Origin of the sequence: Streptomyces sp. NPDC059696, assembly GCF_042733745.1 — a bacterium.
Classification (GTDB): Bacteria; Actinomycetota; Actinomycetes; order Streptomycetales; family Streptomycetaceae; genus Streptomyces.
Genome location: NZ_JBHWFG010000016.1, coordinates 123044 through 135855, shown reverse-complemented (window position 1 = coordinate 135855; position 12812 = coordinate 123044). Strand labels below are relative to the sequence as shown.

The following is a 12812-nucleotide window of genomic DNA, read 5'->3' as shown; positions in this document are numbered from 1 at the left end:
GCCGACCCTTGGTATGGCAGATCGAGGAGCGTGCGCGTGTTCAACCGGAACCGATGCCTGCGGCAGGTGGCGGCCATCGCGTCCATATCGTCCCTGCTCGCCGGATGCGGCGTGCTGTCCTCCGACACCCCGGAGGACGAAGGGCCGATCGTCGTGGGCACCACCAGTTCGCCCAGCACGCTCGACCCCGCCGCGTCGTGGGACAGCTCCTGGGAGCTGTTCCGCAACATCTACCAGACGCTGCTGAGCTATCCGACGGGCGCGAGCACACCCCAGCCGGACGCCGCCGAGAAGTGCGGCTTCAGCGACTCCTCGAACCAGGTCTACCGCTGTGAACTGCGCGAGGGCCTGACGTTCTCCAACGGGGACGCGCTCGACGCCCGGGCGGTCAAGTACTCGTTCGACCGGATCCGCAAGATCAACGTCAACGGCGGACCCGCCGGTCTGCTGGGCAGCCTGGAGCGGGTCCAGGCGCCGAACGAGCGCGAGGTGGTCTTCCACCTCAACAAGCCCGACTCGACCTTCCCGTTCGTGCTCGCCACCCCCGCCATGTCGATCGTGTCCCCGGACGCCTACCCGGACGACAGCCTGCGCAAGGGCGACGACGTGGTCGGATCGGGGCCGTACACCCTCGATGCGTACGCCGAGGGCAAGGAGGCGGTCCTCGTCCGCAACGACGCCTACAAGGGCTACGCGGAGCGCCGGAACGACGCGGTGACCGTGCGCTACTTCCAGGACTCCGCCACCATGGTGAAGGCCCTGCGGGACCAGGACATCGACGTGACCTACCGCGGCCTGGCGGCCGGTGACGTGGTCGAGCTGCAGGGCAAGTCCTCCAACGCCGAGGAGATCCAGCTCGTCGAGGGCACCGGCACCGACATCAACTACCTGGTGTTCAACCCCAAGGACGCCTGGGCGAACAAGAAGGCCGTGCGTCAGGCCGTCGCGCAGGTCGTCGACCGGGCGGCGATCGCCCACAAGGTCTACAAGGACACCGTCGACCCGCTGTACTCCATGGTCCCCAAGGGACTCACGGGCCACACCACGGGATTCTTCGACGACTACGGCGACCCCGACGTCGCCAAGGCCCGCAAGATCCTCACCGAGGCGGGCATCAACGAGCGCGTCCCGCTCACCCTCTGGTACACCAGCGACCGCTACGGCTCCGAGACCGCCGGCGAGTTCAAGGAGCTGAAGCGCCAGCTCGAGGCCTCCGGCCTGTTCACGATCAGCCTGAAGAGCCGGCCCTGGAAGACGTACGTCGAGGGCTACCAGAAGGGCGAGTACCCGGTGTTCGGGCGTGGCTGGTTCCCCGACTTCCCGGACGCCGAGAACTTCATCGCGCCGTTCGTCGGCGACCAGAACGCCCTCGGCACGCCCTACCCGGCACCCGAGATCACCGGTGATCTGCTGCCCCGCTCGCGCCGGGAGAGCGACCGCGCGAACGTGGTGAAGGAGTTCGAGGAGGCCCAGCAGATCCTCGTGGACGACGCGCGGCTGCTGCCGCTGTGGCAGGGCCGGCAGTACGTGGCGGCCAGCCGGGACGTCTCGGGCGCGGAGCGGGCCCTGGATCCGTCGACGATCATGATGATGTGGGAGCTGCACCGCAAGACCGCCTGGTAGGCGGTCCGGCACCGGGCCTTCCCGGGCGCGCTGTCAGTGGTCGCCTGTAGGTTCTGTGGCCTGGAAGTGACCGCACATCGTGAGGACGTTGACGTGACCGACATCGCCATGCTGCCCGAGTCCTGGCGCGGGGTTCTGGGCGACGAACTGCAGCAGCCCTGGTTCAAGGAGCTGACGGAGTTCGTCGAGGAGGAGCGGGCGAAGGGTCCCGTCCATCCGCCGCGCGAGGAGGTCTTCGCGGCGCTGGACGCCACGCCGTACGACAAGGTGAAGGTCCTGATCCTCGGTCAGGACCCGTACCACGGCGAAGGGCAGGGGCACGGGCTGTGCTTCTCGGTCCGGCCGGGAGTGCGGATCCCGCCGTCCCTGCGCAACATCTACAAGGAGATGCACCAGGAGCTGGGCACGCCGATCCCGGACAACGGCTATCTGATGCCGTGGGCCGAGCAGGGCGTGCTGCTGCTCAACGCGGTCCTCACCGTCCGCGGCGGTGAGGCCAACTCGCACAAGGGCCGGGGCTGGGAGAAGTTCACCGACGCGGTGATCCGGGCCGTGGCCGAGCGGCCCGACCCGGCGGTCTTCGTGCTGTGGGGCAATTACGCGCAGAAGAAGCTCCCGCTGATCGACGAGTCCCGGCACATCGTCGTCAAGGGCGCGCACCCCTCGCCGCTGTCGGCGAAGAAGTTCTTCGGCTCGCGCCCCTTCACGCAGATCAACGAGGCCGTGGCGGCGCAGGGCCACACGCCGATCGACTGGACGATCCCGAACCTGGGCTGAGTCCCGCCGGCCGCGGACCGCGCGGTGGTGGGCCCGGCGGCGTCCGGAGCCCCGGACCGTGCGGTGACCTCCCCGGTGGCGGCCGGAGCCCCGGACCGCGCGGTGGCGGGCCCGGCGGCGTCCGGAGCCCCGGACCGTGCGGTGACCTCCCCGGTGGCGGCCGGTGCGGCGGTGACCGGCCCGCGGGTGTTCGGAGCCGCCTGAGCCGGATCGTCGCAGGCTGCGGTTAGCGTCGGCGGGAACAGCCGGCGAGTGCGCGGAGGGCGTCGTGGCGGAGCGACAGGAGCAGGCGGCGCCCGACGCCGTGCTGTCCCGGATCGGGCAGGTGGTCATGCTGCACCACGCCGGGGACCGGGAGGAGGCCCGCGCCCGGCTCCTCGGCCTGTGGGCGGAGATCGGCGAGCACGGCGACGCACTGCACCGCTGCACCCTCGCCCACTACCTCGCCGACACCCAGGACGATCCGGCGGACGAACTGGCCTGGGACCTGCGGGCGCTGACAGCCGCCCAGGAGGCGGGGGAGGAGACCCTCGCCGTCCCGGCGGTCGCCGCGCTCTACCCCTCCCTCCACCTGAACCTGGCCGACGACTACGTCAGGCTCGGCCGGGACGACGCGGCCCGCGCGCACCTGCGGCGGGCCCGGGAAACGGCTCTCGCCCTCGCCGACGACGGCTACGGCACGGGCGTGTGGGCGGCCATCGCACGGCTGGAGTCCCGCCTGGGGGAGGGCGGCCCCGGGACGTGGCCGCCGCCGCCCCGGCAGCGGCCCTGACGCGGCAGGTCAACGCCCGTAGGTGTCACGGCAGATCGTCGCCTCCGGGCTGTCCGCCCGCCATCCCCCGTAGCGCCTGCCCAGCGCGCACACGTCCGCATTGCTGTGCGGGACGCGCTTCTCGACGTCCTGGCGCACCGACTCCGACACGTCGGGGACGTCGGCGTGCGACCGCCGAGGGCCGCGCGGTGCGGGCTCGGCGCGCTCCGGGCGGGCCGGGCGCGGACGGACCTCGCGGTTCCCCGGCTGCTGTGCCGCGTGCTGCCGCGGGGCCGCCGGCGGAGCGGCCGGGCGGGGCGTCTGCGTGGCCGGCTCCGGTCGGCGGGACGCCTCCTCGATGAGCAGCAGGGCCTCCCGGGCCGGTGCCTGCACGACCGGGGTCCGCGCCGCGCCGTCCGGTTCCGGCGCCGACGGCCGGGACGGCGCCGACGAGGGCCCCGGCGCGGGGGGTTGCGGGACCGTCGTACAGCCGGAGAGGGCCGAGACCGCCACGGTCACCAGGAGCGTCGCTGTGGTCGTCGTTCGATGCACCCGCGCAACTCTGGCGCGTCGGGCTCCCGGTGGGGCGGCGGACAGGCGGGAGTTGCCCCGCACGGGTGATCTCCCGCCCCGTACGAAGGGCCCTCGTGCGACGGGGGTGACGTGCGGCCATGCGCGTGACTGCCGTGCAACGCGCGACGGTGGAGAAGCGACGTGACGAGGCTGACGCGCGGCGACCGTACCGTCCGTGACCGCCGTGGGTCAGTCGCCGGTCGTGCCGTCGATGCGCTCGCGGATCAGGTCGGCGTGGCCGTTGTGCCGCGCGTACTCCTCGATCATGTGGGTGTAGAGCCACCGCAGGTTGAACCGCTCACCGGTGCGCCGGTGCTTGCCCTCGGTGATGTCGTCGAGGCCGAAGCGGGCCGCGTTGCGCCGGGCCGCCTCGATCTCGGCCTGCCAGGTGGCGTACGCCTCCTCCCAGGTGTCGGACTCGGAGAGATGGAACTCTCCGTCCGGATCCTCCTCGGTGTAGTAGATCGGGCCGGCGTCCTCGGCCGCGAGCACCTTGCGGAACCAGCCCCGTTCCACCTCCGCCATGTGCCGCACCAGCCCCATCAGGCTCAGCCCGGACGGTTCCACCGCGGCGGTGCGGAGCTGGGCGTCGGTGAGGCCCTCGCACTTCCAGGCGAGGGTCCGGCGGTGGTAGTCCAGCCAGCCCTCCAGCATCGTGCGCTCGTCGGCGGTGGGGGCGGGTTCCCGGCGTTCGTTCGTCATGGACGCATCCTTTCCGAGCCGCCTCGGCCGCACCACAAGATTTTCAGCCCCCGATCATCCCCTCCAGGAGTTCCCGCAGGCCGGCCCGTACCTCCTCCAGGCTCGGCACCCGGGCACCGAACGACCCCGCCACGCAGCTGAACATCAGCCCGTCCGCCCAGGCGATCAGCGACAGGGTGTGCCGGTCCGGGTCCGTCGAGCCCATGCCGGTGACCAGGGTGGTCAGCTGGTCCCGGAAGCGGGCGCCGGTGGCGTCGAAGAAGGTCCGCAGCTCGGGGCGGCGCGTCGCCTCCAGAGCCAGTTCGTACCGGGCGAGGGTGAGCGCGCGGTGGTGCGTCAGCGCCCGGTGGGCCGCGAGCGCCAGCGCGTCCGCCAGCGCGCCGGTCCCGGACGCCGGGTCCGGCATCTCGTGCAGGGCCAGCACCCGCGCCTCACGGTCGGCCAGGCGCCGCACCGTCAGCTCCAGCAGGGCCTGCCGGGTCCGCGCGAGATTGCTGGTGGAGCCCTGGGGTAGCCCGGCCGCCTCGTCGACCGCCCGGTGCGTGAGGCCGCGCATCCCACGCTCGGCGAGCAGGGCGAGGGCGGTGTCGGCGACGAGGTCGGAGCGGGCGGGGCCGGCGGTGCGAACGGACATGGGCCCACGCTACCCGTCCGACTACACCTGTAGTAACGTCGACGGTGGCACTACAGGTGTAGTCACCTTCGAGGAGGAGCCATGGCACAGCCCGGGCACGCCGTCGTGATCGGCGGCGGGATAGGAGGCCTGACGGCCGCGGTCGCCCTGCACCGGCGGGGCCTGCGGGTCACCGTGCTGGAGCGGGCCCACTCGCTGGAGCCGGTCGGCGCCGCGATCTCCCTCGCGCCCAACTCCCTGCGCGCGCTGGACCTCATCGGCCTCGGCGACGAGATCCGCGACCTCGCCGCCTGGTCGGGGGACGGGGGCCTGCGCGCTCCGGGCGGGCGGTGGTTCTGCCGCTCCTCCGCCGAGGCCGCCGCCCGGCGCTTCGGCGGCCCGCTCGTCCTGCTGCCCCGCGCCACCCTGATCGAGCGTCTCGCCGCACTCCTCCCCGCGGACGCCGTCCGCACGGCCGCGGCCGCGGTTCTCGCCGATGCCGGAGGACCCGGCCGGGCGGCCCGCGTCACGACCCCGGACGGCGAACTCGAGGCGGACCTCGTGGTCGGCGCGGACGGCGTCCGCTCCGCCGTGCGCGCAGTGCTCTTCCCCGGCCACCCGGGGCCCGTCTACTCGGGCTTCACCACCTGGCGGGTCATGATCCCCGTCCCCGGCGCCCGCTTCGCCTCGCACGAGACCTGGGGCCCGGGCCGCCTCTGGGGCACCCATCCGCTGAAGGACGGACGCGTCTACGCCTACGGCGCCGCCCTCACCCCCGCGGGCGGCCGGGCACCCGACGACGAGAGGTCCGAGCTGCTGCGCCGCTTCGGCGACTGGCACGACCCCATTCCCGCCGTGCTCGCCGCCACCCGGCCCGAGGACGTCCTGCGGCACGACGTCCACCACATCGCCGCACCGCTGCCCGCCTACCACCACGGCCGGACGGCCCTGCTCGGCGACGCCGCGCACGCCATGCCCCCGAGCCTCGGCCAGGGCGGCAACCAGGCGATCGAGGACGCCGTCGTACTCGCCCACCACTGCGACGACCTCGCCGCCTACACCGCCGCGCGGCTGCCGCGCACGACCGCGATCGCACGCCAGGCCGTGCGGGCGGCCCGGCTCAGTCTCCTGCGCAGCCGGGCCGGCATCGCCGTACGCGACACGGCCGTCGCCGCCCTGTCGAAGACCGGGCCCGCCCTCTTCCTGCGCAGCTTCGACGGCATCGCCGACTGGGCGCCACCGCAGCGGCCGTATGCTTCCGGGCAGACCCCGGCAGGCAACCGTTGGAGGAGATCACCCCGTGAAGGTCGGCTGCATCGGACTCGGTGACATCGCACAGAAGGCCTACCTCCCGGTCCTCGCCTTCCTGCCCGGCGTCGAACTGCACCTGCAGACCCGCACGCCCGCCACGCTCGACCGGGTCGCCGAGGGCCTGAACCTCCCGCCGGAGCGACGGCACACCACCCTCGACTCCCTGCTCGCGGCGGACCTCGACGCGGCCTTCGTGCACGCGCCCACTCTCGTCCACCCGGAGATCGTGACCCGGCTGCTGGAGGCGGGCGTCCCGACCTACGTCGACAAGCCGCTCGCCTACGGACTCGCAGACTCCGCGCGGCTGGTGGCGCTCGCCGAGGAGCGGGACGTGAGCCTCGCCGTCGGCTTCAACCGGCGCCACGCCCCCGGCTACACCCAGTGCGCCGACCATCCGCGCGAGCTGATCCTCATGCAGAAGAACCGCATCGGGCTGCCGGAGGAGCCCCGCGCGATGATCCTCGACGACTTCATCCACGTCGTCGACACCCTGCGCTTCCTCGTGCCCGGCGAGATCGACGACGTGACGGTGCGCGCCCGCGTCCGGGACGGGCTGCTGCACCACCTCGTGCTCCAGCTCGCCGGGGACGGCTTCACGGCGCTCGGCGTGATGAACCGGCTCAGCGGCTCCGCCGAGGAGATCCTCGAGGTGTCCGGGCAGGACACCAAGCGGCAGGTCGTCAACCTCGCCGAGGTCGTCGACCACAAGGGGCAGCCGACCGTGCGGCGGCGCGGTGACTGGGTGCCGGTGGCCCGCCAGCGCGGGATCGAGCAGGCGGTGCTCGCCTTCCTCGACGCGGTCCGGGCGGGCCGGGTGCTCAGCGCCCGGGACGCGCTGGAGACCCACGAACTGTGCGAGCGGGTGGTACGTGCGGTTCAGGAGCAGACCGCCTGATCCGCACGGTCCGCATGCCCTCGCCGGCGGCCCACAGGGCGAGGATCAGCATCGCCGCGTGCACCGTCCAGTCGCCGAAACGGACGTAGAGCGTGGTGCCGTGGGCGAGGGGGATGTCGTAGACCCGCGCGGCGGAGGCGTCCGTTCCCAGCCATGAGCCGACGCGCTGTCCGTCCGGGCCGTAGACGGCGGACACGCCCGTCAGGGTCGCGTGCACCATGGGGCGGCCGGTCTCGGCGGCCCGGAGCGCGCCGAGCGAGGCGTGCTGCCCAGGCGCCCAGCTGTGCTGGAAGGTGGAGGTCGACGACTGGCCGATCAGCACGTCGACGCCCTCCCGGGTGAGGTGGCGCGTCATGTCCGGGAAGGAGGTCTCGAAGCACACCAGCGGGCCGGCGCGCAGCCCGTCCCCGACGTTCATCACGACCGGCTGCGAGCCGCGCCTGCGGTCCTCGCCCGCGGCCTTGCCGACCGAGGTGGCCCAGCCGAGCAGGGAGCGTGCCGGGATGTACTCGCCGAACGGCACGAGCCGCATCTTGTCGTAGCGTTCGCCGGTCAGGCCGTCGGGCCCGACCAGGACCGAACTCTTGTAGATGCCGGGCCTGTCGGAGCGCCGGGCGTCCACGTTGACCAGGATGTCCGCGCCCGTCGCACGGGAGAGGTCCGCGAGCCGCCGGGCGAGGCCGGGCCGGTCCCCGAGGTCGAAGCCGACGCTGCTCTCGCCCCAGACGATCAGGTCCACGTCCTGCCCGGCCAGCCGGCGGGTGAGCTGCTCCTCGCGGTCGAACCGGGCGTCGGGGCCGACGATGACACCCGGCTGCACGACCGCGATCCTGATGTGGCCGTCGACGGCGGGGCGCGGCGAGAACGCCCAGGCGGCGGAGGTGGCCGCGGCCGTGGCGACCAGGCCCGCCACGGCGGGCACCCGAGCCCTGCGCAGCGCGACCAGGACGGCGACCGCCACGTTGACGGCCACGAGCAGACAGCTGAGCAGCCACACCCCACCGACCGAGGCGAGCCGCAGCGCGGGTTCGGCCTGCCACTGGCTGCTGCCGAGCATGCCCCAGGGGCCGCCCAGCCCCTGCCAGGAACGGACCAGCTCGACGGCCAGCCAGCCCGACGGCAGCACCAGCAGCGCCACGGCGATGTCACGCGGGGAGGGGAAACCGCCCAGCAGGCGGCGCACCAGCCAGCCCCAGGGGGCCCACAGGGCGCCCAGGAGGGCCGCGATGACGAACGTGAACACGTTCAGACTCGGCAGCAGCCAGTGGTGCATGGCCAGCATGAAGCCGAAGCCACCGCACCAGCCGTCGTAGGCGGCGCGCTTGCCGGTCGGCGCGGTGCGCAGCAGCAGGATCCAGGGGACCAGGGCGACGTAGGCGCACCACCACAGCGCCGGCGCGGGGAACGCGAGGACGGGGAGGGCGCCCGCGACGGCCGCGGCCGCCGAACGGCGCCACGGGGAGGCGAGCCAGTGGCCGAGCGTCTTCATAGGCGCCTCCTACCCCGCGGGTGCCTCCAGTGTGCGCCCCGTGGACGATCTAGGACACCGGACGCCGGGTCAGTTGACCACAGGTGCCGTCCGCGGCTCGGGAAGGCGCCGCCACTTCTCCCGGACGACCACCGCGCTCAGCCGCCAGCCGGCGTCCGTGCGCAGCACCGCGAAGGCGTACCGGCCGCCGCACACGATGTCGGGGGCGGGGCCGGCGGTGGCCATGGGGTTGACGTAGTCGGCCTGGACCTCGGCTGTGTCGCCGGTGTCCTGCTCCCAGATCCCGAAGCGCACCCGGCGGTTGACGATCAGGTGCTGCCGCATCGGGAACAGCCGCAGGCTCTCCGCCAGCCAGGCGGCGACCGTGCGGGCCTCTCCCTCGATGCCCCCGGCCGAGCGGTAGTCCGCCCGACCCCGGGGAGCGAACAACCCCCGGTACGCCTCCCAGTCACCGTCGTCGACCGCCACCGCGTAGTCGGTGATCAGTCCGTCGACGGCCAGCCGGTCTCTCACGGTGGCGAGTTCCACGCGCTGCGTCATCGGCTCAGTGTTGGCCATGGCGAGGACCGGGCCAAGAGCCGTGCGTGCGGGATATTCGGTGGCCTCCGAGGGGCCCGGGGGCCCAGCCTGTCCTCGTGCATGACCGAACGACACCGAAGTTCCAGGTGAGGGCCCGCCACACGGAGTCCACGATCACCGTCTACCAGGCCTACCGTCCGGAGATCGGCGGCCTCGCGGCCCGCCACGGCCGCTTCCCGTCCTCCTGGAAGCGGGAGCGCATGACGTGGATCAAGCCCTCGTTCCTGTGGATGATGTACCGCTGCGGCTGGGGCACCAAGGAGGGCCAGGAGACGGTCCTCGCGATCGAGATCGACCGTGAAGGCTTTCTCTGGGCGCTGCGCCACGCCTGCCTGTCCCACCACGTCCCCGCGCTGCACGGCGAGCAGGCCGCCTGGAAGCGCCAGTTGAGGCGGGCGCCGACGCGGGTGCAGTGGGATCCGGAACGGGATCTGCGCCTCGACCCGCTGCCCCACCGGTCGCTCCAGCTCGGGCTCGCGGGGGAGGCCGCGGCGCGCTACGCGGACGAGTGGATCGTCGGGATCGAGGACGTCACGCCGCTCGCCACGGAGATCCACGGGCTGGTGCGGGCAGGGCAACTGGAGGATGCCGCGCGGCTGTTGCCCGAGGAGCGGCCCTTCGCCGTCGAGGACGAGGTGCTGGCGCGGCTGCGCGCCTAGGGATGCACTCCGGGGCGGCGGTGCCGGGAGACGGCGCTACGGGGCGGAAGAGGGATCGGCGGGAAACCGCTCAGGCCGCCCTGACGACACCGCTGCGGAGCGCGGCGGCCCATTCGACGACGAGCATCTCGTACTCCGCACGCTCCTCGGCCGACAGAGTGCCGCCCGTGCGCTGCCACAGCGCACGGATCTCCTCGTTGACCTCGGCAGCGGAACGCACGGAACCAGGGGTCACGAAATCGGGGGACATGCGGACAAGCGTAGGGGCAGCCACTGACAGCCCGCTACCGGACGGCTACCCCACGGCTATGCGGTTGGTCACGAGACCGGGGTCACAAGCCCCCGGGATCAGCCCGCCGACTCGGCCGCGTGCGGGCTCAGAGCACCCATGCTGACCAGGGCGATGATGAGGATGCCGAGCGCGATGCGGTAGTAGACGAACGGCATGAAGCTCTTGGTCGAGATGAACTTCATGAACAACGTCATTCCTTCAAAGCCTTACCCGCTTTGACCTGCACTTTCATCCACTCCACAAGATCAACAGGGAGAGGAGTGGGAGAACTGGGCTCCCAACCCGCTGGGAGACCCGCCACGAAGCGCAGCCACCGAGCCTGGAGAGAATCCATGATGGACCGCTCCATCGGCGGCGTGACGTTCGCGTAGAGCCCCTCGACGCCGGCCAGCTCGTGGCCCATCCGCGACTCGACCGCAATCCGGCTGTGCCCGTCCTCGTCGAGCCACTCCTTATGACCGTGCCGCGTCAAGTACTGCCGCTTCCCCGCCCACCCCGGCACCGCAGGGATCGCCGGGAGAGGCCGCCACGTACCGCCCCGGCCGGCGCCCTTCTGCCGCGGTACCGATGCTTCGCGGCCGTCGGCGAGCTGCCTCCAGTAGTGGTAGGTGAAGTTCGCGTTCGCCAGTTCGCCGCCGTTGATTGAAGGAAACACGTACTCGAACTCGTGCGACGCGAGGAGCATCTCCAGCAGCTCAGCCAGGAAAGGCGGCACGACGAGCGTCCGACGGGACTCGTACTTCGGAGGGAACAGCTTCAGCTTCCCCTCCTCACGCTGATGTTGCCACTCGACCCGGACCGCGGGCATGGGCTTCTCGCCGGCATACCGCTCCAGGTCCTCCTCGTAGCGGATCTCCTCGGCCGGGTCGATGCGCGGGTCCGCGGCGGGCCAGTTCGGGTAGCAGTACTCGCGTCGGAGCGCGTAGGCCTCGGCCGGGCGCATGCCGGTGAAGGCCATGGTGAGGACGTACACGTACCCGGGGAACCCCCAGAACGCCATTGCGTTGGTGGCGAGTTGGTGCACGTCGGCCATGAGCATGGGCCGCTTCCGCTCGCGCTTCTGCTTCGTGTAGCGGCCGCGTTTGCGCTGCTTCGGCACCGGACTCGACTGCCGCATCCCGTCGTTGACGGCGTCGTCCATCATCATCGAGAAGACGAGCAGGATCTCGCGCCGGTACCGCTCGCCGATGTTGGGCTGGTCCTTCAGCCACAGTTCCCAGGCACGGTAGGCGGACGGCTTGATGTCGGCGACAGCCATGTCACCCCAACGGGGCTCGACGTACAGCCGGATGTAGGACTCGATGTTCCGGCGCCTCAGATGCCCGACGTCGAGGGTCTGCTGCCACGTGCGGCAGTACTCGCTCATGAGGGTTTCGCCGTCGCGGCGGCTGATGTACCGGTCGTTGCGAATGTCGGACTCACGGTCCAGGCCGTACTCGATGGCCGCGTCACGATCGTCGAACCCGCCCTGGCTGTCGTACAGCCACTTCCCGGTCGTGGGGTGCTTCTTGCCGGTGTTCCACCGGACTCTCCACTTGTTGCCGCGCTGCTCGGCGTAGGGCATGCGTCATCCCCCCAGGACGAATCGCGTGTTGAACCGCGGATGTGCCGGCGTAGCACCCCTGCCGCCGGCCCTCCGCGTACTGACTGCTCTACTTTGCCTGGCCGACGGGGCAGCCGAGGCAAGTTCTGCAGTCGATCCCCTGACCGCGCATCATCCTCCGCACGCGTGCCTGAATCACGGTGTCGGTGGCTGCCGCTGTCGCCAGGATGCAGACGATCTGTCCGCCTGTCTCCAGTAGCTCGGCGGTGAAGCCGGGTCTGTCGAAGGTGATCACAGTCGCCATAGGTCCCCCTAAGTGTCGCTTTGGGAACCCCCCAGGTGGACCGCAAGCGTCACACGGCGAACAGGCGCTCGCAAAGGGTTGATTGAGGATTCATCAGCCCCATACGGTCACGATTCGGTAACGGCGAAAAGGTTGTACGGCGAAGGCCCGCAGTTCACGGCGCGGAGGGCAAAATTCCGCGCCTTCGCAATTCCTCCATCACCTGTTCACTCAAGTCCTGGATTTGACGCCCGGTCAACTCCGGCGCCACGAGCATCGCCGACTTGGTGACCGCGTCCGGGATGCCGTCGCTCAGCGACTCCGTGTCGACGCGCGCGATCTGCCCGCCCTCGATCAACTCGGTGCCGTCCTCAAGGACAACGCTGTCAGCGGCGCCGTCGAGGACCGCCTTGCACGAGCCGGCGCGCAGGCCGAAGCCGACTTCGAGCTTGGAGTACGTGGACGCTCTGACGCTTTGGCCGTCTTCGATCTTCCAGTACGTCATGTAGGCGATGTCGCAGACCGCGGCCGCTTCCTGCTTCTTCAGCTTGAGCTGGGCGCGACGTTGCGACACCAGGGCAGCGAGTCGCTGGAGGTGTCGGGCGGTCTGATCGCTGGTTGGCGCCATGTCGACATGATGGCAGCTACCTCTAGCTACCGCTATACGCATCTGTGTGCATGGCCCGATGCGCAGGGTGATGGGCCGGTTTCCCCACGCGAAG

General features: G+C 71.5%; 15 protein-coding genes and 1 pseudogene. 7 read left to right on the top strand and 9 right to left on the bottom strand.

Going from position 1 to position 12812, the window contains the following annotated elements; genetic code table 11:
* The first annotated feature begins 36 nt into the window (after window positions 1–36).
* The 4 genes from ACFV20_RS19660 (at window position 37) to ACFV20_RS19645 (ending at window position 3172) form a co-directional block, all read left to right on the top strand.
* Window positions 37–1623 carry an ABC transporter substrate-binding protein gene (locus ACFV20_RS19660; RefSeq protein ID WP_385658227.1) on the top strand — a complete coding sequence of 529 codons (1587 nt, stop codon included), beginning with the start codon at window positions 37–39 and terminating at the stop codon, window positions 1621–1623.
* A 93-nt stretch (window positions 1624–1716) separates the two neighbouring features.
* Window positions 1717–2400: a uracil-DNA glycosylase gene (locus ACFV20_RS19655; protein ID WP_385658225.1), complete on the top strand. Its 684-nt coding sequence runs from the start codon at window positions 1717–1719 to the stop codon at window positions 2398–2400.
* 63 nt (window positions 2401–2463) lie between these two features.
* Window positions 2464–2604, top strand: a complete 141-nt coding sequence (locus tag ACFV20_RS19650) for a hypothetical protein (protein ID WP_385658223.1) — start codon at window positions 2464–2466, stop codon at window positions 2602–2604.
* Window positions 2605–2668: 64 nt separating this feature from the next.
* On the top strand, window positions 2669–3172 hold the full coding sequence (locus ACFV20_RS19645) for a hypothetical protein (protein ID WP_385658221.1): 504 nt from the start codon (window positions 2669–2671) through the stop codon (window positions 3170–3172).
* Between the two features lie 9 nt (window positions 3173–3181).
* On the opposite strand, the gene ACFV20_RS19640 is transcribed toward ACFV20_RS19645, so the two are convergent.
* The 3 genes from ACFV20_RS19640 to ACFV20_RS19630 form a co-directional block, all read right to left on the bottom strand.
* On the bottom strand, window positions 3182–3703 hold the full coding sequence (locus tag ACFV20_RS19640; protein ID WP_385658220.1) for a hypothetical protein: 522 nt from the start codon (window positions 3701–3703) through the stop codon (window positions 3182–3184).
* 210 nt (window positions 3704–3913) lie between these two features.
* Window positions 3914–4426, bottom strand: coding sequence for a DinB family protein (locus ACFV20_RS19635; protein ID WP_385658218.1), 513 nt, complete (start codon window positions 4424–4426; stop codon window positions 3914–3916).
* Window positions 4427–4469: 43 nt separating this feature from the next.
* Window positions 4470–5060 carry a TetR/AcrR family transcriptional regulator gene (locus ACFV20_RS19630; protein ID WP_385658216.1) on the bottom strand — a complete coding sequence of 197 codons (591 nt, stop codon included), beginning with the start codon at window positions 5058–5060 and terminating at the stop codon, window positions 4470–4472.
* An 81-nt stretch (window positions 5061–5141) separates the two neighbouring features.
* Between ACFV20_RS19630 and ACFV20_RS19625 the strand changes: the two genes are divergently transcribed.
* Window positions 5142–6368, top strand: coding sequence for an FAD-dependent monooxygenase (locus ACFV20_RS19625; RefSeq protein ID WP_385658214.1), 1227 nt, complete (start codon window positions 5142–5144; stop codon window positions 6366–6368).
* A complete protein-coding gene (locus tag ACFV20_RS19620; protein ID WP_385658213.1) occupies window positions 6340–7245 on the top strand; it encodes a Gfo/Idh/MocA family protein in 906 nt (301 codons plus the stop codon). The genes ACFV20_RS19625 and ACFV20_RS19620 overlap by 29 nt, the downstream gene beginning before the upstream one ends.
* Here the strand turns inward: ACFV20_RS19620 and lnt are convergent.
* Together lnt and ACFV20_RS19610 are read right to left on the bottom strand one after the other, a co-directional pair.
* Window positions 7169–8734: an apolipoprotein N-acyltransferase gene (gene lnt, locus ACFV20_RS19615; protein WP_385658211.1), complete on the bottom strand. Its 1566-nt coding sequence runs from the start codon at window positions 8732–8734 to the stop codon at window positions 7169–7171. The two genes, ACFV20_RS19620 and lnt, sit on opposite strands and share 77 nt — an antisense overlap.
* Window positions 8735–8803: 69 nt before the next feature.
* Window positions 8804–9274: a nuclear transport factor 2 family protein gene (locus ACFV20_RS19610; protein WP_385658210.1), complete on the bottom strand. Its 471-nt coding sequence runs from the start codon at window positions 9272–9274 to the stop codon at window positions 8804–8806.
* A 95-nt stretch (window positions 9275–9369) separates the two neighbouring features.
* Between ACFV20_RS19610 and ACFV20_RS19605 the strand changes: the two genes are divergently transcribed.
* Window positions 9370–9972, top strand: coding sequence for a DUF4291 domain-containing protein (locus ACFV20_RS19605; RefSeq protein WP_385658208.1), 603 nt, complete (start codon window positions 9370–9372; stop codon window positions 9970–9972).
* 70 nt (window positions 9973–10042) lie between these two features.
* On the opposite strand, the gene ACFV20_RS19600 is transcribed toward ACFV20_RS19605, so the two are convergent.
* The 4 genes and pseudogenes from ACFV20_RS19600 to ACFV20_RS19585 form a co-directional block, all read right to left on the bottom strand.
* Window positions 10043–10222, bottom strand: coding sequence for a hypothetical protein (locus ACFV20_RS19600; protein WP_385658206.1), 180 nt, complete (start codon window positions 10220–10222; stop codon window positions 10043–10045).
* A gap of 98 nt (window positions 10223–10320) precedes the next feature.
* A pseudogene (locus tag ACFV20_RS19595) lies at window positions 10321–10452 on the bottom strand (UDP pyrophosphate phosphatase); the annotation flags it as partial.
* A gap of 2 nt (window positions 10453–10454) precedes the next feature.
* On the bottom strand, window positions 10455–11828 hold the full coding sequence (locus ACFV20_RS19590) for an integrase (RefSeq protein WP_385658204.1): 1374 nt from the start codon (window positions 11826–11828) through the stop codon (window positions 10455–10457).
* Window positions 11829–12265: 437 nt separating this feature from the next.
* Window positions 12266–12718 (bottom strand): hypothetical protein, encoded by a 453-nt coding sequence (locus tag ACFV20_RS19585; protein WP_385658202.1) that lies wholly within the window; start codon window positions 12716–12718, stop codon window positions 12266–12268.
* Between the last annotated feature and the right edge of the window lie 94 nt (window positions 12719–12812).

Excerpts from the sequence above, each read along its gene's own strand:
- ACFV20_RS19600 (WP_385658206.1), bottom strand. The coding sequence starts at position 10,222 with ATGTCCCCCGATTTCGTGACCCCTGGTTCCGTGCGTTCCGCTGCCGAG.
- ACFV20_RS19590 (WP_385658204.1), bottom strand. The coding sequence starts at position 11,828 with ATGCCCTACGCCGAGCAGCGCGGCAACAAGTGGAGAGTCCGGTGGAAC.
- lnt (WP_385658211.1), bottom strand. The coding sequence starts at position 8,734 with ATGAAGACGCTCGGCCACTGGCTCGCCTCCCCGTGGCGCCGTTCGGCG.
- ACFV20_RS19635 (WP_385658218.1), bottom strand. The coding sequence starts at position 4,426 with ATGACGAACGAACGCCGGGAACCCGCCCCCACCGCCGACGAGCGCACG.
- ACFV20_RS19630 (WP_385658216.1), bottom strand. The coding sequence starts at position 5,060 with ATGTCCGTTCGCACCGCCGGCCCCGCCCGCTCCGACCTCGTCGCCGAC.
- ACFV20_RS19610 (WP_385658210.1), bottom strand. The coding sequence starts at position 9,274 with ATGACGCAGCGCGTGGAACTCGCCACCGTGAGAGACCGGCTGGCCGTC.
- ACFV20_RS19585 (WP_385658202.1), bottom strand. The coding sequence starts at position 12,718 with ATGGCGCCAACCAGCGATCAGACCGCCCGACACCTCCAGCGACTCGCT.
- ACFV20_RS19625 (WP_385658214.1), top strand. The coding sequence starts at position 5,142 with ATGGCACAGCCCGGGCACGCCGTCGTGATCGGCGGCGGGATAGGAGGC.